Genomic DNA, 26,941 nt, shown 5'->3' on the forward strand with positions numbered 1-26,941 from the left:
GATCGCCATTCGGCCGACATGAACCCCTCCGCCACCGGACGCCCCTGAATCACCCCTGATTCCCTCCGGCACTCTTTTGCGCGGGAGTTGACCGGGGTACGTTCCCGCCCATGCCGAAGCGAAAGCGGAGAACCCGCGGAGCCCGACTGCCGTACGGAACGCTCGTGGCCGCGGCCACGGCAGCCCTCGTCGCGACCCTGGTCACCCCGGCGGGCGCGCAGCCGGAGCCCTCGGTGGCCGCCGCGCCTGCCGTGCCTGTCGCGCCTTCTACGAGTTCCGTACGCGAGTCCCGCCCCGTCCACTCCTACGCCGACGCCCTCCGCGAGTCCGTCTGGGTCGACACCGGGCTCGACGGCGACGGCGACGGACGCGACGACCGGGTCGCCGTCGACATCGTCCGGCCCCGCGAGCCCGCCGCGGCGGGCCGGAAGATCCCGGTCATCATGGACGCCAGCCCCTACTACGCCTGTTGCGGACGCGGCAACGAGGGCCAGAAGAAGACGTACGACGCCGACGGGAACCCCGTCCAGTTCCCGCTCTTCTACGACAACTACTTCGTCCCGCGCGGGTACGCCTTCGTCGCCGTCGACCTCGCCGGCACCAACCGCTCCGACGGCTGCGACGACGTCGGCGGACGCTCCGACGTCCGGTCCGCCAAGGCCGTCGTCGACTGGCTGAACGGCCGCGCCCGCGGCTACACCACCCGCACCGGCACGACCCGCGCCGGGGCCACCGGCTGGACCACCGGCAACGTCGGCATGATCGGCAAGAGCTGGGACGGCACCGTCGCCAACGGCGTGGCCGCCACCGGGGTGGAAGGGCTGAAAACGATCGTTCCGATCGGTGCCATCTCCTCCTGGTACGACTACTTCCACTCCCAGGGCGCCCCGCTCTACGACGCCAACCCGAGCTGGCTCTCCGACTACGTGAACAGCCCCGACGCGAAGGCCCGCTGCGGCGCCGTCCAGGACCGGATCACCGCCGCCACCCCGTACAGCGGCGACTGGACCCCCGCCTGGAGCGAGCGGAACCACGTGCCGGACGCCTCGAAGGTGAAGGCCAGCGTCTTCGTCGTCCACGGACAGCAGGACCTGAACGTCCGCGCCAACCAGTTCGGCCAGTGGTGGGACGCGCTCGCCGCCCACGGCGTCGAGCGGAAGATCTGGCTCTCCCAGACCGGCCACGTCGACCCCTTCGACTTCCGGCGCGCCGACTGGGTCCGCACCCTGCACCGCTGGTTCGACCACTACCTGCTCGGATACGACAACGGCATCGACCGCGAACCGGTCGCCGACATCGAGCGCGCCCCGGACCGCTGGACCACCGACCGGCACTGGCCGCCGCGCGGCACCGAGGCCACCACCCTGCGCCCCGCCCCGGCCACCGGCTCCGGTGCCGGCTCCCTCGGCCGGACCCCCGCCGCCGCCGGCTCCACCGCGACCTTCACCGACGACCCCGGGCTCGGCGAGCTCGACTGGGCCGCCCGCGTCGACTCAGCGACCCCCGAGAAGGCCGGTTTCGTCACCCGCCCGCTCTCCCGGGAGCTGCGGATCTCCGGCTCGTCGAAGGTGACGGTCACCGCCACCCCGACCACCTCCACGGCGCACCTCTCCGCCGTCCTCGTCGACCTCGGCCCCGACACGATCCGCGACTACGGGGCGGCGGGGGAGGGCATCACCACCCTCACCGACCGCACCTGCTGGGGCGCGAGCACCCTCGGCGACAGCGCCTGCTTCAAGGAGACCCGGGCCCGCACGACGGACGTCGGGTACACGGTCGTCAGCCGCGGCTGGGCCGACCTCGGCACCTGGGCGGACCCCGGCCGGGAGCGGCCGCTGACCCCCGGCAGGGCGTACACCCTCACCCTGAACCTCGCCGCCACCGACCACGTCGTCCCGGCGGGCCACCGCCTCGCCCTGATCGTCGGCGGCACCGACAAGGACCTGATCGACCCTCCGTCGACCACGCCGACCCTGACCCTCGACCTCAGCCGTACGTCGGCGAGGCTGCCCCTGGTCGGCGGCCCCGACGCGTTCGCCGCGGCGACGACGGGGGCGGCGCCGGCCCTGCCCTCACCCGCCGCCAGGCCGTCCCTGACCGGCCCCGTACCGCCGGCCGCCGTCACCGGACCGCGCCTTCCCTCGCCCGGAGCCGCCCGATGAGACCTCGTACCGCGCACCGGAGTTCGCGCCGGGGGCTCGCCTTCGCGGTGGGCGCCGCCGTCCTCGCCCTGCCGCTCGTCACCGTGCGGGCCGAAGCGGCGGACAGCGCGCCGCCGCACCCCCTCCCGCGCACCGGGTTCGAGACGAGCCACGGGGCCCGGTGGACGACGGAGGCCGAGGAGCGGGAGTTCCTCGCGGCCGTCGACCGGGGGAGCGAGCGGGTGGCGCTGCGCACGATCGGCACCACGTCGCAGGGCAGACCACTGCGGCTCGCCACCCTCGGAACGGGCAGCACCACCGTGCTGCTCGTCTGCAGCCAGCACGGCGACGAGCCGGCGGGTCGCGAGGCCTGCCTGAGCACGCTCCGCGACCTCGCCCACGCCCAGGACCGGGACACCCTGCGCCTCCTCGCCCGGACCACCCTCCTCGTCGTCCCCACCGCCAACCCCGACGGACGGGAGGCCGACACCCGGGGCAACGGCGACGGCATCGACGTCAACCGCGACCACCTCGCCCTGCGCACCGCCGAGGCACGGGCCGTGGCCGCCGTCATCCGCGACCGGCACCCCGAACTCGTCTACGACCTCCATGAGTACGGGGCCACTCCCCGCTACTACGACAAGGACCTGCTCGCCCTCTGGCCCCGCAGCCTCGACGCGGACCCGCACGTCCACGACGAGTCCCGGGCGCTCTCGGAGTCCTACGTCCGGCCCGCCGCCGGGCTCGCCGGCTACAGCACCGGCATCTACGGCATCTGGACCGACCCCCTCACCGGCAAGCCGGTCAAGCAGGTCGCGGGGGACGGCCAGGAGCGGATCCTGCGCAACACCGCGGGCATCAAACACTCGGCGGGCCTGCTCGTCGAGACCCGCGTCGACGCGCTCGACGAGGTCGAGAAGGACGACCCGGCGCGCAACCACCGGCGCCGATTCGCCACCCAACGGGCCGCTCTGGAAGGGGCGTTCGCCTATGTCGACGAGCGGCGCGGGCCGCTCACGGCGGCCACCGCGGCCGCCCGGCACCGGGGATTCGCGGACCGCGGCCCGGTCTTCCTCGGCGGCGCCGACAACGACCCGCCGGAGCCCGGCGAGATCCTCGCCGACCCGCCCTGCGGCTACCGCCTCGACGCCACGCAGTACGCCGAGGTGGGCGACGAGCTCGACCTCCACGGCGTCACCGTCCGGCCGGACGGAGCCGGCGCGTTCGTGCCGCTGCGCCAGTCGCAGCGTGCGCTCGTCCCGCTCCTCCTGGACGAGCGGGCGACCTATCACCTCGTCAGTGGGAGTCCTGTGAAGGAATGTTGACGGTCCCGGGCCACGGGCGCGCGATGGCGGGAAGCCGGCTTTCGCAGAGGTAAAGTTACCGACCGGTACTGACCATGCCTCATACCGGCGGTGATCGCCGGGAAGTTGGAGAACCACCATGCGCCACGCGATGCCCCTGCGCCGCACCCTGACGGCCGTGTTCACCACGACGCTGCTCGCCGGGGGCGTGCTGCTCGGCCAGACGGCCACCGCCGAACCCGCGGCCGCCGCCACGATCAGCTGCAACATCGACAAGCTGCGGGCCGACGCCCACAAGGAGCGCGACCGGGCCGCCAAGCTCCGGCGCCTCGGTGCCACGACGGAGGCCCGCAAGGCCGCCGCCCGTGCCGACGCCCTGGAGAGCCGCGCCCAGCAGTGCCACGACGCCGAGAACAACAACCGTCCGCCGCTCTGGAAGCAGCGGTAGCAGGAGCAACGAGGAGCGGGGCGGGAGCGGCCGAAAAGGGGCCGCGCCCGCCCCGCGGTCGGTCCCCGGCCGGCCGTCTCCGCCGCCCCCGTCCGTCGTCGGTCAGTCGTGGGGTCCGTCGCGCGTCAGGCACACACCAGCTCGGCCGCCCGTTCCGCGCACCCCCAGGCCACCGTCACCCCCGCGCCCCCGTGCCCGTAGTGGTGCACCAGCCGCCCGCCGCCCGGCAGCGGCACCGCCTCGATCCGTACGCCGCCCACCCGCGCGGGCCGCAGCCCCACCCGGTGCCCGAGGACCCGCGCCCCCGCGATCTCCGGCCGCACCCGCGCGCACCGCGCGACGATCGCCGCCGCCGTCGCCGGATCGGCGTCGAGCCGCTCCGAGCCCTCCTCGGCCGTCCCGCCGAGCACCAGCCGCCCCGGCTGCGGGAAGAAGTACGTCGTCTCGCCCGCCCCGTCGTCCGCCGCCGTGAACCACTCCTCGACACCCGGGTTCTCCACCAGCACCAACTGCCCCCGAACCGGCCGCAGTCCGGCATCCGGTGCGAGCTCCCGCGCGCCGAGCCCCGAGCAGTCGACGACCACCCGCGCCCGCGCCGCCGCCTCTCCGAAGCCGGTGACCGCGCGCCGCTCGAAGACTCCGCCCGCCGCCTCGAACCGGCCCCGCAGCCACGCCAGATGGACCGGCATGTCGATCAGCGGCAGCCGCGCGGCGAGACCCGTGCCGTACCGCCCCGGCACCTCCTCAGGAGACAGCTGCCGCATGCCCGGCACCTCCTTCGCCCATGGGCCGAGCCCGGCCAGGACCACATCCGCGTGGACCCCGGCCACCCACCGCACCCCCGTCCGCTCCGGATCGGCGGCCAGCTCCCCGTACACCCGGAGGGAGGCGAGCGCCCAGGCCCCGACCTCCGCCGCCGGCTCGATCCGGTACGGCCACCACAGGGCACCCGCCACGGCCGAGGTCGTCGCCGTCACGTCGTCCCGTGACCAGACCCGTACGCGCAGTCCGCGCTCCGCCAGGGTCACCGCCGTCGTCAGCCCGACGACTCCGCCACCCACCACGATCACGTCGCTGTCCATGGCGGGGACCGTACCCGGACCGGGACATTTCCGGGACTCCGCAGCCATGGAACGGGACCGGGCCCGGGGAAATACTTCCTGTATGCCGTCCGCGTACACGCCCCTCGACCTCACCGGCCCTCACCGCGACACCCCCGATCTCGTGGTCGACGGCAGGCCCCTGCTCCACCGGCTCGACGAGGCCGAGGGTGTCGACGCCGTCCCGCCCCTGGCCTCGGACCTCCCGCCCGCCATCCGCGCCGAGCACGTCCGCCTGCTGCTCCTCGACTCCGCGGACTCCGCCGGCCGCCGGATCGTCTACTCCTGCCCCGACTGCGACGAGCCCGGCTGCGGCGCCGTCACCGCCGTCGTCGAGCGCGACGGCCAGGACGTCGTCTGGCGCGACTTCGCCTGGCAGACCACCGACCCGGCGCAGACCGGCGACCCCGCGCCCGGCGACCCGACGCAGACCACCTACCCCGCGCCCGGCGACCCCGTGGACCTGGAGCGCGACGGCTACCCGGGCGTCGGTCCGTACCGCTTCCGCGGCGACGCCTACCGGGCCGTCCTGCTCCGCCTCCTCGCCGACGCGACGGCAGGGCCCCACGCCGTACGGCTCGCCGCCGCCTGACCCGGGCACGCCCGGTCGGCCGTGCCCAGGCCGTCGCGGTGAGGGCGCGCCGATCGGAGCGCCCCCGCCGTCGCCTAGGATTCGTACCCTCATGACTGCAACCCTCGTCGCCAAGGACCTCGCCGCCGGCCACGGCGAACGCACCCTCTTCGCCGGGCTCGACCTCGTCGTCGCCCCCGGTGACGTCATCGGCCTCGTCGGCGTCAACGGCGCCGGGAAGTCCACGCTGCTCCGGCTGCTCGCCGGGCTCGACGCCCCGGAGGAGGGCGAGCTGCGGCTCTCCCCGCCCACCGCGAGCGTCGGCCACCTCCCGCAGGAGCCCGAGCGGCGCGCCGGGGAGACCGTGCGCGAGTTCCTCGCCCGGCGCACCGGCGTCACCGCCGCCCAGACCGCCATGGACGAGGCCACCCAGGGGCTCGTCGACGGCACGCCCGGCGCCGACGACGCCTACGCCGAGACGCTGGACCGCTGGCTGAACCTCGGCGGCGCCGACCTCGACGAGCGCGCCGAGGAGGTCGCCGGCTCCCTCGGGCTCACCGTCGGCCTCGACCAGCCGATGACCTCGCTCTCCGGCGGCCAGGCCGCCCGCGCCGGGCTCGCCTCGCTCCTCCTCTCCCGCTACGACGTCTTCCTCCTCGACGAGCCCACCAACGACCTGGACCTCGACGGTCTGGAGCGCCTGGAGTCCTTCGTGAAGGGGCTGCGCGCCGGGACGGTCGTCATCAGCCACGACCGCGAGTTCCTCACGCGGACCGTCACCAAGGTCCTCGAACTCGATCTCGCCCAGCAGCAGATCACCCTGTACGGCGGCGGTTACGACGCGTACCTGGAGGAGCGGGACAGGGCCAGGCGGCACGCCCGCGAGGACTTCGAGGAGTTCGCGGGCAAGAAGGCCGCCCTCGAAGCCCGCGGCCACATGCAGCGGTCCTGGATGGACAAGGGCGTCAAGAACGCCCGCCGTAAGGCCACCGACGGCGACAAGCTCGGCCGCAACGCCCGCAGCGAGGCCAGCGAGAAGCAGGCCGCCAAGGCCCGGCAGACCCAGCGCATGATCGAACGCCTCGACGTCGTCGACGAGCCCCGCAAGGAGTGGGAGCTGCGCATGGAGATCGCCGCCGCCCCGCGCTCCGGCTCGGTCGTGGCGACCCTGCGCGATGCCGAGGTGCGCCGCGGCGACTTCGCCTTCGGCCCCGTCACGCTCCAGATCGACTGGGCCGACCGCGTCGCCGTCACCGGCGCCAACGGAGCCGGTAAGTCGACGCTGCTCGCCGCCCTCCTCGGCCGCCTCCCGCTGGACTCCGGCGACACCGTGGTCGGCTCGGGCGTCGTCGTGGGCGAGGTCGACCAGGCGCGCAAGCTCTTCCACGGCACCGAGAAGCTCCTGGAGGCCTTCTGCGCGGCGGTGCCCGACACCGAGCCCGCCGAGGTCCGCACCCTGCTCGCCAAGTTCGGGCTGAAGGCGGAGCACGTGCTGCGGCCCGCCACCACGCTCTCCCCGGGCGAGCGGACGCGCGCCGCGCTCGCCCTGCTCCAGGGCCGGGGCGTGAACCTGCTCGTCCTCGACGAGCCGACCAACCACCTGGACCTGCCGGCCATCGAGCAGCTGGAGTCGGCCCTCGACTCGTACACCGGCACCCTGCTCCTGGTCACCCACGACCGGCGCATGCTGGACGCCGTCCGCACCAACCGCCGCATCGAGGTCGCCGACGGCAAGGTGACCGAGCTCTGATGGCGGTCTCCTCCGGACGGAACCCCCGATGACGGTCGCCTTCGCCTGGGGGCCCGTCGGGGCGAGGAACGTCGATCTGGCGACCCACTGTGTCGTCGTGGTCGACGTGCTCTCCTTCACCACGGCCGTCGGCGTCGCCGTCGAGGGCGGTGCGGCCGTGCACCCGCGCCGGTGGGGCGGCGCGACCGCCGCCGCGCACGCGGAGCGCGTGGGCGCGGTCCTCGCGGTCGGCCGGAGCGAGGCGACCCCCGAGCATCCGTGGACGCTCTCGCCGGCCGCCCTGCGCGCCGCCCCGATGCCGCCGCGGCTGCTCCTGCCGTCCCCGAACGGCTCCACGATCGCGGCCGAGGCCGCCTCGGGAGGCGCGACCGTCGTCGCCGCCTCCCTGCGCAACCGCACGGCAGTCGCCCGCTGGCTCACGGACCGGGGGTACGGCTCCGCGGACCGACCGCTCGCCGTGATCGCCGCCGGCGAGCGGTGGCCCGACGGCTCGCTGCGCCCCGCCCTGGAGGACCTGCTGGGCGCGGGAGCGGTCCTCGCCGCGCTCAAGGGCCCGGGCGTCCTGACCCCCGAGGCGGCCGCGGCGGCCACGCTCTGGGCGGCGACGGAAGACCCGGTCGCCGCCTTGCACGGCTGCGACTCGGGCCGTGAACTGTACGAGTACGGCTTTCCGCAGGACGTGGCCGTGGCCGCCGAGATCGACAGCTCGACGACCGTCCCCGTCCTCGTGGACGGTGCATTCCAGGAGGCAGCACCATGACCGACCTACTGACCCGGCTGACCGAGATGCTGGACGATCTCGACGCGGACGTCGACGAGACGATCGACCTCGCCGACGAGGTCGCCGCCTCGGGCGACGCCGGCCTCCTGCCCCGCCTCCAGGCGGAGCTGGACCGGGCCCTCACCGAGCGGAACGCCTACGCTCGTGAGCTCCTCGGCGGGGTCCTCGCCGCGATCGGCGGTCCGGAGGCCCTGCCGACCCTGATCCGCGCCTCGTCCGTCGACCTCGGCGACGACCAGGACGGCCTGGCCGCCGAGATCGTCGACCTGGTCCAGGCCGACCCGAAGACGGCGAGCGCCGTCCTCCAGCCGCTCACCGAGGACGACGACCTCTCGGTCGCCAACCGCGCGGAGTGGGCCCTGCGCTTCCTGCCGTAGCGGCGCGTCGACGCGGAGAGGCCACAGCCCGGTGGGCTGTGGCCTCCTTCACGTGGAGGCGGGGGTCGAGGGCGCCTTCGCCCTGTACTCCCCGTTCCCCCCGTACTCCTATCGGCGCTTGCCGCCGCCCTCGCCCAGGAGGCCGGCCTTGCGGAGCGCGTCCGCCATCGCGCTGTTGGAGGGCGCGGGCGCCGCCGAACGATCTCGGCCACCCCGGTCACCGCGGTCGTTCCGCTTCCCGCGATCGTCCCGGCTCCCGCCACCGCCGCCACCGCCCTGCCGCTGCTGCGGCGGTCGGCCGGCGCGGTCTCCCCGCTCACCGCGGTCTCCCCGCTCACCGCGGTCTCCCCGCTCACCGCGGTCGCCGCGCTCGCCCCGCTCGCGCTTGGGCGCGCCGCCCTGCGCGTCCGCGCCGGCCTCGTCGTCCAGGCGCAGGGTCAGGGAGATCCGCTTGCGCGGGATGTCCACTTCCATGACCTTGACCTTGACCACGTCGCCCGGCTTCACGACGTCGCGCGGGTCCTTGACGAAGGTCTTCGACATCGCCGACACGTGCACCAGGCCGTCCTGGTGCACACCGATGTCGACGAACGCCCCGAAGGCGGCCACGTTCGTGACGACCCCCTCCAGGACCATCCCCGACACCAGGTCGCCGATCTTCTCGACGCCGTCCTTGAAGGTGGCCGTCTTGAACGCCGGTCGCGGGTCGCGGCCCGGCTTCTCCAGCTCGCGCAGGATGTCCGTGACCGTCGGCAGACCGAAGGTCTCGTCGACGAAGTCGTCGGCGCGCAGCGAGCGCAGCGTGCCCGTGTCGCCGATCAGCGAGGCGACCTGGCCGCCGGTCGTCTTCGCCATCCGGCGCACCACCGGGTACGCCTCCGGGTGCACGGCCGAGGAGTCGAGCGGGTCGTCGCCGCCCCGGATGCGCAGGAAGCCCGCGCACTGCTCGTACGCCTTCGGACCGAGCCGGGCCACGTCCTTCAGCGCCTTGCGGGAGCGGAACGGTCCGTTGGCGTCCCGGTGCGCGACGATGTTCTCGGCGAGACCGGCGCTGATGCCCGAGACCCGCGAAAGCAGCGGCGTCGAGGCGGTGTTGACGTCGACGCCGACGCCGTTCACACAGTCCTCGACCACGGCGTCGAGCGAGCGCGAGAGCTTCACCTCGGCCAGGTCGTGCTGGTACTGCCCGACGCCGATCGACTTCGGGTCGATCTTCACGAGCTCCGCCAGCGGGTCCTGGAGCCGCCGCGCGATCGACACGGCGCCGCGCAACGACACGTCGAGGTCGGGGAGTTCCTGCGAGCCGAAGGCGGAGGCCGAGTAGACCGAGGCGCCGGCCTCCGAGACCATCACCTTGGTCAGGTTCAACTCCGGGTGTTTGGTGAGGAGTTCGGCCGCCAGCTTGTCGGTCTCGCGGGAGGCCGTGCCGTTGCCGATCGCGACCAGCTCGACCCCGTGCTGCTTCGCGAGGCGCGCCAGCCGGTCGAGCGCCTGGTCCCACTTGTTGGCGGGGACGTGCGGATAGATCGTGTCGGTGGCCACGACCTTGCCGGTCGCGTCGACGACCGCGACCTTCACACCCGTACGGAAGCCGGGGTCGAGGCCGAGCGTCGCCCGCGTGCCGGCGGGCGCGGCGAGCAGCAGGTCGCGCAGGTTGGCCGCGAAGACCCGGACCGCCTCGTCCTCGGCGGCCGTCCGCAGCCGCAGTCGCAGGTCGATCCCGAGGTGTACCAGGATGCGGGTCCGCCAGGCCCAGCGGACCGTGTCCTGGAGCCACTTGTCGCCGGGGCGCCCCCGGTCGGCCACGCCGAAGCGGTGCGCGACGATGCCCTCGTACGAGGACGGGCCGGGCGTCTCGGACGGCTCCTCGGGCTCCAGGTCCAGACTGAGGACGTCCTCCTTCTCGCCGCGCAGCATGGCGAGCACCCGGTGCGAGGGCAGCGCCGTGAACGGCTCGGCGAAGTCGAAGTAGTCGGCGAACTTCGCCCCCGGCCCCTCCTTGCTGTCGCCGTGGCCCTCGCGGACCTTGGCGACCAGCCGGCCCCGGCCCCACATCCGCTCGCGCAGCTCGCCGATCAGGTCGGCGTCCTCGGAGAACTTCTCGGTGAGGATCGCCCGCGCGCCCTCCAGGGCCGCGGCGGCGTCCGCGACGCCCTTGTCCGCGTCCACGAAGGCGGCCGCGGCGGCCGTCGGCTCGACCGAGGGGTCGCTCAGCAGGCCCTCCGCCAGCGGCGTCAGACCGGCCTCGCGGGCGATCTGGGCCTTCGTCCTGCGCTTCGGCTTGAAGGGCAGGTAGATGTCCTCCAGGCGCGCCTTGGTGTCGGCGGCCCGGATCCGGGCCTCCAGCTCCTCCGACAGCTTGCCCTGCTCGCGTACCGAGTCGAGGATCGCCGACCGGCGGTCCTCCAGTTCGCGCAGATAGCGCAGCCGCTCCTCCAGGGTGCGGAGCTGCGCGTCGTCGAGCATCTCGGTCGCTTCCTTGCGGTAGCGCGCGATGAACGGCACGGTCGAACCGCCGTCGAGCAGCTCGACGGCCGCCTTCACCTGTCGGTCGCGTACGCCGAGCTCCTCGGCGATCCTTGCTTCGATGGACGTCGTCACGGTGTCCCGACTCGCCTTCTCGTGCCTCAAGCTTGCGAGTGCATTGTGCCGGGTCGGTCACCCGGATGCGGCAACCGGCCCGTCCCGCGCGCGTCCCGGCGCCCGCGTCAGCCCTTGTCGGACGCCGTGAGCCGGTGTCAGCCCTTGCCGACGAGGTCCGCGGGGAAGGCGCCCGCGACCGCGGCGGTGACCAGGAAGCCGCGCCCCAGCTCCGTGAGCCGCTCGACGCCCGCCGCGCCGAGGTGCTCGTACGGGGCGGAGTCCAGCACGTCGGTCCGCTCCTCCAGCTCGTCGCGGAGGGCCGTACCCGCCTCGGTGAGCTCGCCGTCGGCGTCGAGCAGGCCGCGCCCGCGCAGTCGCTCCGTCGCCGCGTCCCAGTCGGCGCGCTTCCAGCCGCGCGAGCCGAGCACCCAGCGAGGGGCCATGCCCTTGCCGGTGGCGGTGTGCGAGGCGAGGGCCTCGACGGGGTCGAGCCCGACCGTGAGCAGCGCCGCGAGGTGGCCGTCGCCGCGGTGCTCCCGCAGCAGGGTGGCGGCGTACCAGTAGGCGAGGTGCGGGGCCTCCGGCACCGGCAGGTCCGCGTGGGCCGAGTAGAGCGGCCGGGCGTGCCGGGTGCAGGCCTCCGTGGCGCGCAGGGCCAGCACCGCGGCCTCGGCCATCTCCGGCGAGGAGACGACGTCCTCGCCCAGGAGCCGGCGCAGCGTCGCGTCCACGGTCCGCAGCCGCGCGTCCAGGACGTCGGCGGGGGAGGCGGTCTCCCAGACGGCGGGGAGGTGCCGGGCGAGCAGCTCGTGGTTGTAGTTGTAGAAGGTCGCGGCGACCGTGCCCGCACCCACCGCGCCGAGGGCGGCGCTCCGCGCGGCGAGCCGCATCGCGCTCTGGTCGGTGAAGCCGAGGGCGCTGAACTCCCGGTCCAGGTCGGGTGAGAAGTAGAGCGTGGAGTGCAGCGGGTTGAGGGCGTTGTGGCAGCGGCGTCCGGCGCGCGGCGGCAGGGCAGTCGTCATGAGCCGTACGTTACCGACTGGTCGGTACGACGGGAACAGGTGGCCGGCTCTCCGCTGTCGATGCGCTGTCGCCCGATGGCAGGAAAGGTGGGATGCGCGTCGTTGCGGACACCGCCGTAGCCGCCAAGGATGGGGACATGACGCAGCGACCCGTTCTCGTCGTCCTCTTCGACGGCGTGCAGAGCCTCGACGTCACCGGCCCCTTCGAGGTCTTCGCCGGTGCGGCCCGTGCCGCCGGGGACCCCGCCGCGTACCCGATCCGCACCGCCTCCCTGGACGGCGGACCGGTCCGTACGCACAGCGGGCTGCGGCTGCTCCCCGACACGACCCTCGCCGCGGCGGTCGCCGACGGCCCCCCGCACACCCTCGTCGTCCCCGGCGGCGAGGGCACCCGCCGACCCGACCCGGCCCTGATCGACTGGCTGCGCACGCACGCCCCGGACGCCGGGCGGCTGGTCTCCGTCTGCACCGGAGCGCTGCTCCTCGCCGAGGCCGGGCTCCTCGACGGACACCGGGCGACGACCCACTGGCTCGCCTGCGACCACCTCGCCCGCTGCTATCCCGAGGTCGACGTCGACCCGGACCCCATCTTCGTCCGGGACGGCCGCCTCTCGACCTCCGCCGGCGTCACCGCCGGCATCGACCTGGCGCTGGCCCTCGTCGAGGAGGACCTCGGCCGGGACGTCGCCCTCACCATCGCCCGCCACCTGGTGGTCTTCCTGCGCCGTCCCGGCAACCAGGCCCAGTTCAGCGTCCAGCTCGCCGCCCAGACCGCTCACCGGGAGCCGCTGCGCGACCTCCAGCAGTGGATCGCCGAGCATCCCGGCGGGGATCTCTCCGTCGAGGCGCTCGCCGCCCGCGCCCGGCTCTCGCCCCGCCACTTCGCCCGCGCCTTCCACGCCGAGACCGGCACCACCCCCGGCCGTTACGTCGACCGGGTCCGGCTCGAACACGCCCGCCGCCTCCTGGAGGAGACCTCGCGCGGCGTCGAGGAGGTCTCCCGCGCCTCCGGCTACGGCACCCCCGAGGCGATGCGCCGCGCCTTCGCCAAGGCGCTCGGCACCGCCCCCGCGGAGTACCGCCGCCGCTTCCACGGCCCCCTTGCCTGACCGCCCGCCCCCGCCGCCGTCGGCCTGCGCCGTCGGTCTCCGCCGTCGGTCTCCGCCGTCGGTCTCCGCTCCGTGGTCGGCCGAGCGCCGTCCGGAAGCAACCTCTCCGTGGGCCGACCCTTTGCCCGTGGACCCATGGTTCGACCAGGCCGTCAAGGCCCTCACCCCCGAAAGGGACCACCATGCAGATCGCCGTCCTGCTCTACGACCGCTTCACCACGCTCGACGCCGTCGGACCGTACGAGCTCCTCGCCCGCCTTCCCGGGGCCGAGACCGTCTTCGTGGCCAAGGAGACCGGCCCCGTCCGCAACGACCAGGCCAGCCTCGCGCTCGTCGCCGACCGGACGCTCGCCGAGGTCCCGCACCCGGACATCGTCCTCGTCCCCGGCGGCCCCGGCGCCCGGGAGGCCGTGAACGACCCGGAGATCCTCGACTGGCTCCGTACCGCCGACGCCACCAGCACCTGGACCACCTCCGTCTGCACCGGCTCGCTGATCCTCGCCTCGGCCGGACTGCTCGCGGACCGCCGGGCGACGACGCACTGGCTCGCCTTCGACGAGCTGCGGGCCCTCGGCGTCGAGCCCACCGGCGAGCGGGTCGTCTTCGACGGCAAGTACGTCACCGCAGCCGGGGTCTCCTCCGGCATCGACATGGCCCTGCACCTGCTGGGCCGGATCGCCGGCGACGGGACCGCCCAGACGATCCAGCTGCTCACGGAGTACGACCCGCAGCCGCCGTACGACGCGGGCTCCCCGGAGAAGGCCCCGGCCGAGATCGTCGCGTACTGGCGAAACGGCGGCGACAGGGCAGCCGCCGCGCGGAAGCGCTGATCAGAGCCCGTACGTGAAGCGGGGCGCGCGGCGCTCCAGGAAGGCGGCGACCCCCTCCGCGGTGTCGCCGCTGCCGCGCGCCCGCTCCACCCAGTGGGCGTCCCGGTCGGTCCGCCCGTCGGCGAACTCCTTGGCCGCGGCCTGGGTGAGCAGCGAGCGCGCGACGAGGACCCGGGCGAACTCGGTCACCCGCTTGTCCAGTTCGCCCACCGGGTGGACCTCGTCCACGAACCCGGTCCGCAGCGCCCGCTCGGTGTCGATCAACTCGCCGGAGAACAAGAGGTACTTGGCGGCTGAAGGGCCCACGAGGGCGGTCAGCCGCCGGGTCGACGAGGACGGGTAGACGATGCCGAGCTTCGCGGGGGTGATCCCGAAGCGGGCGCCCTCCTCGGCGAACCGCAGATCACAGGCGGCGGCGAGCTGGCTGCCGCCCCCCACGCAGAAGCCCCGGACGGCCGCGAGCGTCGGCTTCGGGAAGGCCGCGAGCGCCTCCTCGGCCCGTACCGCGAGACTCTGCTGCTCGTCGCCCGGCTCGCGCAGCCCCGAGATGTCCGCGCCGGCGCAGAAGGTGTCGCCCTCGCCGGTCAGGACCAGGGCCCGCACCGCGCGGTCGCCGGCCAGCCGGTCCAGCACGCCGGGCAGCGCGCGCCACATGGCGGCGCTCATCGCGTTGCGCTTGGCGGGGTTGGCGATGACGACGGTGGCGACGCCGTCCGTGACGGTGTCCTTCAGCTGCGGCTCCATGGGCCGGATGCTATCCGCCGGACCCGAACGTACGATCAGGAAGGGGGCGCCCGGAGGAGGCACCACATGGCGAAGGACGCCCACGAGACGTACGCGGGACCGGACCCGGTCGGGGACATGGCTCGCGAGGGGAAGCGGCTCAACCGCAGTTTCAGCTGGCTCGCCGTGCTCGGCGGTCTGCTCGTGATCGGCGGAATCGTCGGCCTGGTCTACACGGGTCTCGCCACCCTGACCTCGATGCTGCTCTTCGGCTGGCTGCTGCTGATCGGCGGTGGCGTGGGCCTGCTCCAGGCCATCCAGTCGCGGGGCACGAGCTACTTCTGGCTCGCTGTCGTGGTCGCCGCCCTGAACATAGCGGCCGGTGTCGTGGTGATCCGTCACCCGGAGGGCTCGGCGGAGGCGCTGACGATGTTCGCCGCGCTGCTCTTCCTCACCGGCGGCCTCTTCCGGCTCGTCGGCAGCGTGGTGGTGCGGGGCCCGCAGTTCGGCTGGACCCTGCTCCAGGGTGCGTTCGGCCTGCTGCTCGGGCTGCTCGTCCTCTTCGACTGGCCGGAGAGCAGCCGGTACGTCCTCGGGGTCTTCTTCTCGCTGGCGCTGCTCTTCGACGGCCTCGGCCTGATCGCGATCGGCGTGGGCGGCAGGCGGATCGTCAGTATGGTGACGCCGCCGGTACCCGGGTCGGTACCCGCCGCGGAGCCGGCCGAACCGGGGCCTTCAGAAAACGCGCACGATCAGTCGAACAACTGACGTTGGCATACCCACCCGATCAGAAGGTGGCCGATAAGTGTCGACTTCTGGTCAGTAGGCCGGTCTGCCCACGCGGATTGCCAAGACTCGATCCGTGGCGAGAATCGAGCACGAGGGTGGGAACCGGACCGTGGACACCCACGGAGGTGTACCCGCCCGGTCACCGTCCTACGAAGGAGTCTGGCGCTTCACCGCACCCGCGGTCGACGTCTCCGTCCCGCAGGCCCGGCACGCCGTACGCGACCTGTTGGTCCGCCAGGGAGTCCCCGTCCATGAGGAGATCATGGACGGCCTGCTCCTGATCGTCTCCGAACTGGTCACCAACGCCGTGCGGCACGCGGCGTTGCTGTCGCCGGAGATAGCGGTGGAGGTCGCGATCGGCCCCGAGTGGATCCGGGTGTCCGTCGAGGACAACCACCCGTACCGCCCCAAGGCACTGGAGGCGGACTACGGGCAGACCGGGGGCCGCGGGCTGCTCCTGGTCCGGGAGATCGCCCAGGAGGCCGGCGGAGCCTGCGACGTCGAGCACACCGCGAGCGGCGGGAAGATCATCTGGGCGGCGCTGCCCCTGGGGCCTGCCTGACCATTCCCGGCCTCATCCGACGCGAATGGTCAGACAGGCCCCGGCCCCGATGGCACCGGGGCCGGGGGGCGCGCCTCAGGAGGTGGCGGTCACCAGCCCCCGGACGGACCCGTCAGCTCCCTGACGGCCGGACGCGCCGCGTCGAGCACCGTCATGAACCAGGCGGAGAACGGCGCGACGGCGTGCCGCTCGGCGAGCTCGGCGGGGGTCACGAAAGCGGTGTCCCTGATCTCCTCCGGGTCCGGCCGCGGCTCGGCCTGCACGAGGCCGACGAAGAGGTGGTTGTACTCCTGCTCCACCAGGCCCGACGCCGGGTCCGGGTGGTTGTAGCGGACGGTGCCCGCCTCGGCGAGCAGCGTCGGCGAGACACCGAGCTCCTCGAAGGTCCGCCGGGCGGCCGCCGCGAACGGCGCCTCGCCCGGGTAGGGGTGGCCGCAGCAGGTGTTCGACCAGACGCCGGGGGAGTGGTACTTGCCGAGCGCCCGGCGCTGCAGCAGCAGCCGGCCGGACTCGTCGAAGAGGAAGACGGAGAAGGCGCGGTGCAGCTGACCCGGCGCCTGGTGGGCGGCGAGCTTCTCCGCCGTACCGATGGTCTTCCCGTCCTCGTCGACCAGTTCGAGCATGATCGGCGCCGGGGCTCCGGACGGCTGGACGCCGTTCGACGTGATCTCCGGCGAGATCTGATCCACTGTGGCTGGTGTGGTCGGCATACCCGTCCTTCGCTTCGGTCCTCGGCCCGGTGGGGCCACCCCAGTCTGCCGTACAAAAGCGGCTTGTCCGCACTTCGTCGGCCGGACGTCGCCGCTCCCACCGCACCGGAGTACACCGGTGCGGCGGGAGCGGAGGGACCTCGGTGGGCCGTCAGACGGCGAAAGCCGCCGGATAGACGAGCGTGCCCGCGGGAACGGGCGCGGAACCGTCCAGGACAAGGGCCATCATGGCCTCGTCCGGAACCTCGAAACCCGGCTCGATTCCATACTCGGATGCCCGTACGAACCCGAACCGCGGGTAGTACTCCGGGTGCCCCAGGACGAGGACGAGCGGCTCCCCCCGGAGTCGGGCCGCGTCGAGCACCGCCCGGACGACCGCCTGTCCGGCCCCCGTCCGCTGGTACTCCGGCGCCACCGAGACCGGCGCGAGCGCCGCCGCGGGGGCGCCGCCCACCCGGCACCGGGTGATCAGGGCGTGCGCCACGACCGTGCCGTCCGGGGCCTCCGCCACGTACGACAGACCGGGCAGCCAGGCGTCGGCGTCCAGCCGGAGGTTGTCGACCAGATCGGCCTCCGTCGCCGACGGGGTGTCCACCGACCCGAAGGCCGTCGACACGACCCGCCACACCTCCGCGGAGTCCTCGGGTGTCTCCTGGCGGATGCTCCCCCTGCGCCCGGGGGCGTGGGGGGAGCCCCAGCGCGGATCGGCGGGCCGCAGGACGAAGCCGGCGTAGCCGTAGTCGCCGCCGTGCTCGCGCCGCAGCGCGATCTCCGCGCGCGCCCCGGCCACGGCCTCGGCCATGCCCGGCACGGTGGTGTCCGCCGCCTCGGCGTGCGCGGCGAGCGGGACGTAGTACTCGTCCCAGTCGCTCTCCGGCTGCGGGACGGTGCCGAGGACGTGATAGCCGGCGCCGACCGCCGCCGCCGCGTTCCCGGCGACGGTACGGAGGGTGTAGTGGTCCTCCCAGAAGGCGCGGGCCGCGGGGCCCGGCTCCTCTGTGGTCCACACGCACTCGGTGAGCACGAGCGTGCCGCCGGGCGCGAGCAGCCTGCGCCACTCGGCCAGCGCCCGGTCGAAGCCGAGCACGAAGACCGAGCTCTCGGCCCAGACCAGGTCGAAGGAGCCGTCGGGGAGCGGCAGTGCGCCCATGTCGGCGCGGAGGGTGTGGACCGAACCGTCGAGACCGCGAGCGGCGGCGGAAGTCCGCAGCTCGGCGAGGAACGGCTCATGGGTGTCGACGGCGGTCACCTCGGCGCCCGCCTCGGCGGCCAGGAGCAGCGCGGAACGGCCCGGGCCGCAGCCCAGGTCGAGCACGCGCGGACGCTCCGGAAGCTGCCCCACGAGCGCGAGGAGCCGACGGGTGGTGGTGTCGGAGCCGGGACCCTGCCGCGGAAGACCGTGGTGCAGGGCGAAGAAGGAGTCGTGCAGAGCGTTGTCGGACAACGTGGGAAACCCTTGTGTGAGAGGGCCCCGGCCGACGACGTGACGTACCGGTGGGAAGACCGGGGTCAGATCAGCCGGTGACCCGGAAGCTGAAGCAGGACCGGGCGCTGCCGCACTGGGCAGCCTCCATCGCGACGGTCATCAACCTCAGCTCCTCTCCACACGTGGACGTACGAGGAGCCTAACAGGCCGCCGATCTCAGAGGCAGAGTCTCGCCTCGTGCTGCGCGTGGCCGGCCGGCTCCAGCTGGAAGGTGCAGTGCTCCACGTCGAAGTGGGAGCCCAGGCACCCCTGGAGGTCGTGCAGCATCTTCTCGTGCCCGACCGAGTCCAGCGCGCCCTGGTCCACCACCACATGGGCGGAGAGCACGGGCATGCCCGAGGTGATCGTCCAGGCGTGCAGGTCGTGGACGTCCTCGACGCCCGGCAGGGCCAGGATGTGGGCCCGTACCTCCGCCATGTCGACGCCCTTGGGCGCCGCCTCCAGGAGGACGTCCAGGGTCTCGCGCAGCAGCTTGACCGTGCGGGGCACGATCATCAGGCCGATCAGGATCGAGGCGATCGGGTCGGCGTACTGCCAGCCCGTGGCCAGGATGACGCCGGCCGCGATGATCACCGTCACCGAGCCGAGCGCGTCCGCGAGCACCTCCAGATACGCGCCGCGGACGTTGAGGCTGTCCTTCTGGCCCCGCGCGAGGAGGGACAGGGAGATCATGTTGGCGACCAGGCCGACCACGGCGAAGACGATCGTGAGACCGCCCTTGGTCTCGGCGGGCTCGACGAACCGCTGGATCGCCTCGTACAGCACGTAGCCGCCGACGACGAGCAGCAGCAGACAGTTGGCCAGCGCCGCCAGGATCTCGGCCCGGGCGTAACCGAAGGTGCGGTTGCCGGAGGGCGGCCGGTTGGCGAAGTGGATCGCCAGCAGGGCCATCGCGAGGCCGACGGCGTCCGTCGCCATGTGCGCCGCGTCGGCGATCAGCGCGAGCGAGTCGGCGACCACACCGCCGATGATCTCGATCACCATCACGGAGAGCGTGATGCCGAGCGCGATCCGCAGCCGGCTCTTGTAGGCGGCCCCCGCGGTGCCCGTGGGGGGCGCTCCGCCGTGACTGTGCCCGTGGTCGTGTCCAGCCCCCATGAGATGGCCTCCCGATCGCGTCGTTCCGTCTGCCCCAGGTGGCCAGTGAACTACGGGTGGGGGGTATGCGCAACACGGTACTGAACACCGTTGTCATATGCTCTGACCTGCGGCGATGCGGCCAGGACCGGCCATGGCGGGAAGTGGGCCCCGGGGCCCTCGGCGCGTGCTCGGTCCGTGGCCGCCGCGCGGTCCGGGAGCCGTCCGCGGCGCGGTCCGCCGACTGCCCCCGACGATCTTCGCGGGAGACGGTCCGCCCGTGAGGCCACGGGTGGGCCCGGGGGAGTCCTGGCCGCGAAGCCTCGGTGAACTCACGCTCCGTTCATCCGATAGCCTCAGCCGACGTGCCGCCGCCCGGCGCCGGGCCGCACCGCCGCGCCCGGGACCGCCACGGCCCCGCCGGCCCCTCGTCAGCTCCAAGGAGTGAGTTCGTCTGTCGACCGCCATCCTCACCGGCCCGCCGGCACCCGGATCCTCGCTCGACGCTGATCTGCGGTCGCTCGGCTTCGACGTCCGGATCGCCTCCGGCCCACGGGAGACCGGGACCGCGCTGGCTTCCGTCCCGGCGGGTGAGCGCGTCGCGCTCGTCGACCCCCGGTTCGTCGGCCACCTGCACGCCCTGCGCCTCGCCCTCACCGACCCCCGGTTCCCGGCCGCGGCCGCGCCCGGCGCCCTCACCGCGCAGCCCGGGGCCCGCCCCGCGCTCACCCGCGCGCTGACGGCCCTGACCACCGCGACCGTCCCCGCGGGGACCACCGGCACCGATGGTGTCCCCGACGCCCCCGCCAAGGACCTCACCGGCACGCTCGCCGACGCCCTCGACGCCGACGGCGTCGCCGTGCACCGGCCCCAGCTCGGCACCCTCGTCGCCACCGTGCCCACCGACGCCGAGGCCCGCCACGAGGCGCGCGCCGCCGTCGCCGCCGTCGACGACGAGGCCGTACGCCTCCGCTCGGCCGTCAAGGCCCACGACGGGTTCTTCACCACCTTCTTCATCAGCCCGTACTCGCGCTACATCGCCCGCTGGTGCGCGCGCCGCGGACTGACCCCCAACCAGGTCACCACCGCCTCGCTGCTCACCGCGCTGATCGCGGCCGGCTGCGCGGCCACCGGGGAGCGCGGCGGCTACATCGCCGCCGGCGTGCTCCTCCTCGTCTCCTTCGTCCTGGACTGCACCGACGGGCAGCTCGCCCGGTACGCGCTGAAGTACTCGACGATGGGCGCCTGGCTCGACGCCACCTTCGACCGCGCCAAGGAGTACGCCTTCTACGCGGGCCTCGCCCTCGGCGCCGCCCGCAACGGCGACGACGTCTGGGCCCTCGCGCTCGGCGCGATGATCCTCATGACCTGCCGGCACGTCGTCGACTTCTCGTTCAACGAGGCCAACCACGACGCCACGGCCAACACGAGCCCCACCGCGGCCCTCTCCGACCGGCTCGACAGCCTCGGCTGGACCGTCTGGGCCCGCCGCATGATCATCCTGCCGATCGGCGAGCGCTGGGCGATGATCGCCGTCCTCACCGCCGTCACCACCCCCCGGATCGTCTTCTGGGCGCTGATCGTCGGCTGCGCGTTCGGCGCCTGCTACACCACGGCGGGCCGCGTCCTGCGGTCCCTGACCCGTAAGGCGAAGAGGACGGACCGGGCCGCCCAGGCCCTCGCGGACCTCGCGGACTCGGGGCCGCTCGCCGAGCTGGTGGCCCGGATCCCCGGCCGCTCCGGAGCCCGGGGCGCCGGGGTCGTCTTCGCCGCGATCGCCGCGGCGGCCCTGCTGTTCGCCGTACTCACCTGGCCGTTCGGCGACCGCCAGATCGTGATCGCCGCCATCGGCTACGTGATCCTCTCCGGCGCGGCCGTCGCCCGCCCCCTCAAGGGCGCCCTCGACTGGCTCGTCCCCCCGCTCTTCCGCGCCGCCGAGTACACCACCGTGCTCGTCCTCGCCGCCCGCTCCGACTCCCCGCAGGCCCTGCCCGCGGCATTCGGGCTGGTCGCGGCGGTCGCCTACCATCACTACGACACGGTGTACCGCATTCGCGGGGGCACCGGCGCGCCGCCCGCGTGGCTGGTGCGCGTCACCGGCGGACACGAGGGGCGCACGCTCCTCGTGGTCGCTCTCGCCGCCCTCCTGGCGGACCGCGGTGACGACTTCACCCTGGCGCTGACCGCCCTCGCGGTCGCCGTCGCGCTCGTGGTGCTCGTGGAGTCCATCCGTTTCTGGGTCTCCTCCGGAGCACCCGCCGTTCACGACGAAGGAGAAACAGCATGATCGGCCTCGTACTCGCAGCCGGTGCCGGACGGCGTCTGCGCCCCTACACCGACACCCTTCCGAAGGCCCTCGTGCCCGTCGACGGCGAGACCACGATCCTCGACGGGACGCTGAAGAACTTCGCCGAGATCGGTCTCACCGAGGTCGCGATCGTCGTCGGCTACCGCAAGGAGGCCGTCTACGACCGCAAGGACGCCCTGGAGGCCAAGTACGGCCTCAAGATCACCCTCGTCGACAACGACAAGGCCGAGGAGTGGAACAACGCCTACTCCCTGTGGTGCGCCCGTGAGGTCCTCAAGCGCGGTGTGATCCTCGCCAACGGCGACACCGTCCACCCGGTCTCCGTCGAGGAGACCCTCCTCGCCGCCCGCGGCAACGGCCAGAAGATCATCCTCGCCCTCGACACGGTGAAGAAGCTCGCCGACGAGGAGATGAAGGTCATCACCGCCGAGGGCAAGGGCGTCCAGCGCATCACCAAGCTGATGGAACCCGCCACCGCCACCGGCGAGTACATCGGCGTCACGCTGATCGAGCCCGAGGCCGCCGAGGAGCTCGCGGACGCCCTCAAGGCCACCTTCGAGCGCGACCCCGACCTCTACTACGAGGACGGCTACCAGGAACTCGTCAACCGCGGCTTCGCCGTCGACGTGGCCCCCATCGGCGACGTCAAGTGGGTCGAGATCGACAACCACGACGACCTCGCGAAGGGCCGTGAGATCGCGTGCCAGTACTGACCCGGCTGATCCCGTCGCCGGTCGTCGTCGACATCCGCCGAGGAGCGCTGGACGACCTGTCCGCGCTCCTCGCGGACCAGCGGATCTCCAGCAACGGCAAGATCGCCGTCGCCATCAGCGGCGGTTCGGGCCTGAAGCTGCGTGAGCAGTTCGCGCCCGAGCTGCCGGGCGCCGACTGGTACCCGGTCTCCGGCGGCACGATCGACGAGGCCGTGAAGCTCGCCGACGCCATGCGCGGCAAGCGGTACGACGCCGTGGTCGCCCTCGGCGGCGGCAAGATCATCGACGTGACCAAGTACGCGGCGGCCCGGGTCGGCCTGCCGCTGGTGGCCATCGCCACCAACCTGTCGCACGACGGGATCTGCTCGCCGGTGTCCACCCTGGACAACGACAACGGGCGCGGTTCGTACGGTGTGCCGACCCCGATCGCGCTGGTCATCGACCTCGACGTGATCCGGGACGCCCCGGTGCGCTTCGTCCGCTCCGGCATCGGCGACGCGATCTCGAACCTCTCCGCCATCGCCGACTGGGAGCTCTCCCACCGCGAGACGGGCGAGCCCGTCGACGGTCTCGCGGCCGCCATGGCGCGCAGCGCCGGCGAGGCCGTGCTCCGCCACCCCGGCGGGGTGGGTGACGACGACTTCCTCGTCACGCTCTCCGAGGGCCTGGTGATGTCCGGCATCGCCATGTCCATCAGCGGTGACACCCGCCCCTCCTCGGGCGCCTGCCACGAGATCAGCCACGCCTTCGACCTGCTCTTCCCGACCCGGGCCGCCAGCCACGGCGAGCAGTGCGGTCTCGGCGCGGCCTTCGCCATGCACCTGCGCGGCGCCCCCGAGGGCTCCGCGCTGATGGTCGAGACCCTGCGCCGGCACGGGCTGCCCGTGCTGCCGGAGGAGATGGGCTTCACCGTGGACGAGTTCGTCCAGGCGGTGTCCTTCGCCCCGCAGACCCGGCCGGGCCGTTTCACCATCCTCGAACACCTCGACCTGTCCGACGACGAGATCAGGGACGCGTACGCCGACTATGCAAAAGCCATCGGTAGCTGAGCTCCGACCGGTCGTCCACCCTCCGGGGGTGAAGGACCGGCGGAGCGGCGAGCACTGGGGCGGCCGCCTGTACATGCGGGAGATCTCGCTGCGGATCACCCGGCAGCTGGTGACGACGCGGGTCACGCCCAACCAGCTGACCTACCTGATGACCGTCTTCGGCGTCCTCGCCGCCCCGGCGCTCCTCGTGCCGGGCGTCACGGGTGCCGTCCTCGGCGTCGTGATGGTCCAGATGTACCTGCTGCTCGACTGCGTCGACGGCGAGGTGGCCCGCTGGAAGAAGCAGTTCTCGCTCCAGGGCGTCTGGCTGGACCGGGTCGGCGCGTACCTCTGCGACGCGGCGGTCCTCGTCGGCTTCGGCCTGCGCGCCGCCGACCCGTGGGGCTCGGGCCGGATCGACTGGCTGTGGGCCTTCCTCGGCACGCTCGCCGCCCTCGGCGCGATCCTGATCAAGGCGGAGACCGACCTCGTCGGCGTCGCCCGGCACCAGGGCGGACTCCCGCCGGTCAAGGAAGCGGCCTCCGAGCCGCGCTCCTCCGGCATGGCGCTGGCCCGCAAGGCCGCCGCCGCGCTCAAGTTCCACCGGCTGATCCTGGGGATCGAGGCCTCCTTCCTCATCCTGGCCCTCGCGATCGCGGACCAGGTCAGGGGCGACCTCTTCTTCTCCCGGCTCGGTGTCGCCGTCCTCTGCGGCATCGCCCTGCTCCAGACCGTGCTGCACCTGGTGTCGATCCTGGTCTCCAGCAGGCTGAAGTGAGGCCGGCCGTGAGTTCTCCGCTCAAGGTGGGAGCCGTCGTCATCACGATGGGCAACCGCCCCGACGACCTGCGTGCACTGATCGACTCGGTCGCCAAGCAGGAGGGCGACCCGGTCGAGGTCGTCGTCGTCGGGCAGGGCACCCCGGTCACCGGGGTGCCCGGCTGGGTCCGTACCGTCGACCTGCCGGAGAACATCGGCATCCCCGCCGGCCGCAACGTCGGCATCGAGGCCTTCGGGCCCGGCGGCACCGACGTCGACGTCCTGCTCTTCCTCGACGACGACGGGCTGCTCGCCCACACGGACACCGCCGAGCTGGTCCGCCAGGCCTTCACGGCGGACCCGCGCCTCGGCATCATCAGCTTCCGCATCGCCGATCCGGAGACCGGGGTCACCCAGCGCCGGCACGTGCCGCGACTGCGCTCCGCCGATCCGATGCGCTCCTCGCGCGTGACGACCTTCCTCGGCGGCGCCAACGCCGTCCGCACCAAGGTCTTCGCCGAAGTGGGCACGCTGCCGGGGGAGTTCTTCTACGCGCACGAGGAGACCGACCTCGCCTGGCGCGCGCTCGACGCCGACTGGATGATCGACTACCGTTCCGACATGGTGCTGTTGCACCCCACTACGGCACCCTCCCGCCACGCCTCGTACCACTTCAACGTGGCCCGTAACCGAGTGTGGCTGGCACGTCGCAATCTGCCCGCGCCCCTGGTGCCGGCGTATCTCGGCGTCTGGCTGCTGCTCACCCTGGCCCGTCGGCCCTCGCTCCCCGCGCTCAAGGCGTGGTTCGGCGGTTTCCGCGAAGGGTGGGCGACTCCCTGCGGTCCGCGCCGCCCGATGAGGTGGCGTACGGTGTGGCGGCTGACCCGGCTGGGTCGCCCCCCGGTCGTCTGACATCGTGGTACCGACGTGCCGCGCATCTTGAACACGAAAGTTTCGACTGTGAGTGACACACACCAGGGCGGGGCGGTCGCGACGAGCGCGCCGCCCCCGTCCGTCGACGAGGGCCTGGCCCCGGCCGAGCTGGCCGCGAAATACGGTCTCTCGGTCAGCGGGGCCCGGCCCGGGCTGTTCGAGTACGTACGTGATCTGTGGAGCCGCCGCCACTTCATCCTGGCCTTCTCCTCGGCCAAGCTGACCGCCCAGTACAGCCAGGCCAAGCTGGGCCAGGTGTGGCAGGTCGCGACCCCCCTGCTCAACGCCCTGGTCTACTACCTGATCTTCGGGCTGATCCTGGGTGCCGGACAGGGGATGACCAAGGAGGTCTACATCCCCTTCCTGGTCACCGGCATCTTCGTGTTCACCTTCACGCAGAGCTCGGTCATGGCCGGCGTCCGGGCGATCGCGGGCAACCTCGGGCTCGTCCGCGCCCTGCACTTCCCGCGGGCCAGCCTCCCGATCTCCTTCTCGCTCCAGCAGCTCCAGCAGCTGCTGTTCTCGATGATCGTGCTCGTGGCGGTCGCGATCGCGTTCGGCAGCTACCCCTCCCTCCGGTGGCTGCTCGTGATCCCGGCGCTGTTCCTGCAGTTCGTGTTCAACGTCGGACTCGCCATGATCGTGGCCAGGATGGGCTCCAAGACGCCCGACCTCGCCCAGCTGATGCCGTTCATCATGCGGACCTGGATGTACGCGTCCGGCGTCATGTTCTCGATCCCGGTGATGCTCGCCGACAAGCCGGCCTGGATCGCCGACATCCTCATGTACAACCCGGCGGCCGTCTACATGGACCTGATCCGCTTCGCCCTCATCGACGGGTACGGCGCGCAGAACCTGCCGAACCACGTCTGGCTGACCGCCCTCGGCTGGGCGCTCGCCCTCGGCATCGGCGGTTTCGTCTACTTCTGGAAGGCCGAGGAGAGGTACGGCCGTGGCTGATTCGAACCCGAGCATGGTCCCCACCGTCATCTGCGACGACGTCCACATCGTCTACCGGGTCCACACCGGTGGCGGCGGCAAGGGCAGCGCCACCGCGGCGCTCAGCCGGATCGTCGGGCGCGGCAAGGCCGAGGTGACCCGCGGCGTCCGCAAGGTCCACGCGGTCCGCGGCGTCACCTTCACCGCCTACCGGGGCGAGGCCATCGGCCTCATCGGCTCCAACGGCTCCGGCAAGTCCACCCTGCTCCGCGCCGTCGCCGGTCTGCTGCCCACCGAGAGCGGCAAGGTCTACACCGACGGCCAGCCCTCGCTCCTCGGCGTCAACGCGGCGCTCATGAACGACCTGACGGGCGAGCGCAACGTGATCCTCGGCGGTCTCGCCATGGGCATGAGCCGCGAGGAGGTGCGCACGCGCTACGACGGCATCGTCGACTTCTCCGGCATCAACGAGAAGGGCGACTTCATCAGCCTGCCCATGCGCACGTACTCCTCCGGCATGGGCGCCCGGCTCCGCTTCGCCATCGCGGCCGCCAAGAACCACGACGTCCTCCTCATCGACGAGGCGCTCGCGACGGGTGACCGCAAGTTCCAGATCCGCTCCGAGGAGCGCATCCGCGAGCTGCGCAAGGAGGCCGGCACGGTCTTCCTCGTCAGCCACAGCAACAAGTCCATCCGGGACACCTGCGACCGGGTGCTCTGGCTGGAGAAGGGGCAGCTCCTGATGGACGGCCCCACGGACGAGGTCCTCAAGGCTTACGAGCGGGAGACCGCCCGCTAGCAAGCTAGGGCGTGTTTCGAAAGTCCCGTCTGCCGGGCGGCGTCTGGCACGCACGCTCGCCGCGTTGTCGGGGTCGTCCCGATACACCAGTATCGGGAC

25 protein-coding genes are annotated in these 26,941 nt (G+C 73.0%); 18 read left to right on the forward strand and 7 right to left on the reverse strand.

Annotation, left to right across the window (positions count from 1 at the left end):
- Positions 1-110: 110 nt before the first annotated feature.
- From ACWFR1_RS01770 to ACWFR1_RS01780, 3 genes are all read left to right on the forward strand, one after another.
- Positions 111-2,162, forward strand: coding sequence for a Xaa-Pro dipeptidyl-peptidase (locus ACWFR1_RS01770; RefSeq protein ID WP_453545338.1), 2,052 nt, complete (start codon positions 111-113; stop codon positions 2,160-2,162).
- Positions 2,159-3,466: a M14 family zinc carboxypeptidase gene (locus tag ACWFR1_RS01775; RefSeq protein ID WP_453545340.1), complete on the forward strand. Its 1,308-nt coding sequence runs from the start codon at positions 2,159-2,161 to the stop codon at positions 3,464-3,466. Before ACWFR1_RS01770 ends, ACWFR1_RS01775 begins: the two co-directional genes overlap by 4 nt.
- 118 nt (positions 3,467-3,584) lie before the next feature.
- Positions 3,585-3,893, forward strand: a complete 309-nt coding sequence (locus ACWFR1_RS01780; protein WP_453545342.1) for a hypothetical protein — start codon at positions 3,585-3,587, stop codon at positions 3,891-3,893.
- A gap of 125 nt (positions 3,894-4,018) precedes the next feature.
- Here the strand turns inward: ACWFR1_RS01780 and ACWFR1_RS01785 are convergent, their stop codons facing one another.
- Positions 4,019-4,975 (reverse strand): FAD-dependent oxidoreductase, encoded by a 957-nt coding sequence (locus ACWFR1_RS01785; protein ID WP_453545344.1) that lies wholly within the window; start codon positions 4,973-4,975, stop codon positions 4,019-4,021.
- 82 nt (positions 4,976-5,057) lie between these two features.
- Between ACWFR1_RS01785 and ACWFR1_RS01790 the strand changes: the two genes are divergently transcribed.
- The 4 genes from ACWFR1_RS01790 to ACWFR1_RS01805 all read left to right on the forward strand — a co-directional run bounded on the left by ACWFR1_RS01790 (position 5,058) and on the right by ACWFR1_RS01805 (position 8,472).
- Positions 5,058-5,585: a hypothetical protein gene (locus ACWFR1_RS01790; protein WP_453545346.1), complete on the forward strand. Its 528-nt coding sequence runs from the start codon at positions 5,058-5,060 to the stop codon at positions 5,583-5,585.
- 91 nt (positions 5,586-5,676) lie between these two features.
- Positions 5,677-7,314, forward strand: coding sequence for an ABC-F family ATP-binding cassette domain-containing protein (locus tag ACWFR1_RS01795; RefSeq protein WP_453545348.1), 1,638 nt, complete (start codon positions 5,677-5,679; stop codon positions 7,312-7,314).
- Between the two features lie 28 nt (positions 7,315-7,342).
- On the forward strand, positions 7,343-8,074 hold the full coding sequence (locus ACWFR1_RS01800) for a 2-phosphosulfolactate phosphatase (RefSeq protein ID WP_453545350.1): 732 nt from the start codon (positions 7,343-7,345) through the stop codon (positions 8,072-8,074).
- Complete coding sequence (locus tag ACWFR1_RS01805) at positions 8,071-8,472, forward strand: hypothetical protein (RefSeq protein ID WP_453545352.1); 402 nt, start codon at positions 8,071-8,073, stop codon at positions 8,470-8,472. The genes ACWFR1_RS01800 and ACWFR1_RS01805 overlap by 4 nt, the downstream gene beginning before the upstream one ends.
- 108 nt (positions 8,473-8,580) lie before the next feature.
- Here the strand turns inward: ACWFR1_RS01805 and ACWFR1_RS01810 are convergent, their stop codons facing one another.
- Together ACWFR1_RS01810 and ACWFR1_RS01815 are read right to left on the reverse strand one after the other, a co-directional pair.
- Complete coding sequence (locus ACWFR1_RS01810; protein ID WP_453545354.1) at positions 8,581-11,073, reverse strand: Tex family protein; 2,493 nt, start codon at positions 11,071-11,073, stop codon at positions 8,581-8,583.
- Between the two features lie 137 nt (positions 11,074-11,210).
- Positions 11,211-12,077 carry an SCO6745 family protein gene (locus ACWFR1_RS01815; protein ID WP_453545356.1) on the reverse strand — a complete coding sequence of 289 codons (867 nt, stop codon included), beginning with the start codon at positions 12,075-12,077 and terminating at the stop codon, positions 11,211-11,213.
- Between the two features lie 137 nt (positions 12,078-12,214).
- On the opposite strand from ACWFR1_RS01815, the gene ACWFR1_RS01820 reads away from it, so the two are divergent.
- The gene (locus tag ACWFR1_RS01820) at positions 12,215-13,186 is read left to right on the forward strand and encodes a GlxA family transcriptional regulator (RefSeq protein ID WP_453545358.1); all 972 of its coding nucleotides are present in this window, start codon (positions 12,215-12,217) and stop codon (positions 13,184-13,186) included.
- Between the two features lie 182 nt (positions 13,187-13,368).
- Positions 13,369-14,016 (forward strand): DJ-1/PfpI family protein, encoded by a 648-nt coding sequence (locus ACWFR1_RS01825; RefSeq protein WP_453545360.1) that lies wholly within the window; start codon positions 13,369-13,371, stop codon positions 14,014-14,016.
- Here ACWFR1_RS01825 and ACWFR1_RS01830 read toward each other — a convergent pair whose 3' ends face one another.
- Positions 14,017-14,760: an enoyl-CoA hydratase/isomerase family protein gene (locus tag ACWFR1_RS01830; protein WP_453545362.1), complete on the reverse strand. Its 744-nt coding sequence runs from the start codon at positions 14,758-14,760 to the stop codon at positions 14,017-14,019. It lies immediately after the preceding gene.
- Positions 14,761-14,826: 66 nt separating this feature from the next.
- Between ACWFR1_RS01830 and ACWFR1_RS01835 the strand changes: the two genes are divergently transcribed.
- Together ACWFR1_RS01835 and ACWFR1_RS01840 are read left to right on the forward strand one after the other, a co-directional pair.
- Complete coding sequence (locus tag ACWFR1_RS01835) at positions 14,827-15,507, forward strand: HdeD family acid-resistance protein (RefSeq protein WP_453545363.1); 681 nt, start codon at positions 14,827-14,829, stop codon at positions 15,505-15,507.
- 130 nt (positions 15,508-15,637) lie between these two features.
- Positions 15,638-16,090, forward strand: coding sequence for an ATP-binding protein (locus tag ACWFR1_RS01840; RefSeq protein ID WP_453545412.1), 453 nt, complete (start codon positions 15,638-15,640; stop codon positions 16,088-16,090).
- Positions 16,091-16,179: 89 nt separating this feature from the next.
- On the opposite strand, the gene idi is transcribed toward ACWFR1_RS01840, so the two are convergent.
- From idi to ACWFR1_RS01855, 3 genes are all read right to left on the reverse strand, one after another.
- Entirely contained in the window at positions 16,180-16,800 is a 621-nt protein-coding gene (gene idi / locus ACWFR1_RS01845) for an isopentenyl-diphosphate Delta-isomerase (protein WP_453545365.1), read from the reverse strand.
- Positions 16,801-16,951: 151 nt separating this feature from the next.
- Entirely contained in the window at positions 16,952-18,244 is a 1,293-nt protein-coding gene (locus ACWFR1_RS01850; RefSeq protein ID WP_453545367.1) for a GNAT family N-acetyltransferase, read from the reverse strand.
- 198 nt (positions 18,245-18,442) lie between these two features.
- Positions 18,443-19,384 (reverse strand): cation diffusion facilitator family transporter, encoded by a 942-nt coding sequence (locus tag ACWFR1_RS01855; protein WP_453545369.1) that lies wholly within the window; start codon positions 19,382-19,384, stop codon positions 18,443-18,445.
- 433 nt (positions 19,385-19,817) lie between these two features.
- Between ACWFR1_RS01855 and ACWFR1_RS01860 the strand changes: the two genes are divergently transcribed.
- From ACWFR1_RS01860 to ACWFR1_RS01890, 7 genes are read left to right on the forward strand one after another with little or no spacing between them, the layout of a single operon-like run.
- The gene (locus ACWFR1_RS01860; protein ID WP_453545414.1) at positions 19,818-21,650 is read left to right on the forward strand and encodes a DUF5941 domain-containing protein; all 1,833 of its coding nucleotides are present in this window, start codon (positions 19,818-19,820) and stop codon (positions 21,648-21,650) included.
- Positions 21,647-22,384 (forward strand): phosphocholine cytidylyltransferase family protein, encoded by a 738-nt coding sequence (locus ACWFR1_RS01865; RefSeq protein ID WP_453545371.1) that lies wholly within the window; start codon positions 21,647-21,649, stop codon positions 22,382-22,384. Before ACWFR1_RS01860 ends, ACWFR1_RS01865 begins: the two co-directional genes overlap by 4 nt.
- Positions 22,372-23,433 carry an iron-containing alcohol dehydrogenase family protein gene (locus ACWFR1_RS01870; RefSeq protein ID WP_453545373.1) on the forward strand — a complete coding sequence of 354 codons (1,062 nt, stop codon included), beginning with the start codon at positions 22,372-22,374 and terminating at the stop codon, positions 23,431-23,433. The genes ACWFR1_RS01865 and ACWFR1_RS01870 overlap by 13 nt, the downstream gene beginning before the upstream one ends.
- Entirely contained in the window at positions 23,411-24,190 is a 780-nt protein-coding gene (locus ACWFR1_RS01875; protein ID WP_453545375.1) for a CDP-alcohol phosphatidyltransferase family protein, read from the forward strand. The genes ACWFR1_RS01870 and ACWFR1_RS01875 overlap by 23 nt, the downstream gene beginning before the upstream one ends.
- A gap of 47 nt (positions 24,191-24,237) precedes the next feature.
- Positions 24,238-25,083 carry a glycosyltransferase family 2 protein gene (locus tag ACWFR1_RS01880; protein WP_453545416.1) on the forward strand — a complete coding sequence of 282 codons (846 nt, stop codon included), beginning with the start codon at positions 24,238-24,240 and terminating at the stop codon, positions 25,081-25,083.
- Positions 25,084-25,131: 48 nt separating this feature from the next.
- Entirely contained in the window at positions 25,132-26,064 is a 933-nt protein-coding gene (locus ACWFR1_RS01885) for an ABC transporter permease (protein ID WP_453545377.1), read from the forward strand.
- A 13-nt stretch (positions 26,065-26,077) separates the two neighbouring features.
- The gene (locus ACWFR1_RS01890; RefSeq protein ID WP_453545418.1) at positions 26,078-26,842 is read left to right on the forward strand and encodes an ABC transporter ATP-binding protein; all 765 of its coding nucleotides are present in this window, start codon (positions 26,078-26,080) and stop codon (positions 26,840-26,842) included.
- Positions 26,843-26,941: the final 99 nt, after the last annotated feature.

Source organism: Streptomyces sp. NPDC055103 (genome assembly GCF_053607625.1).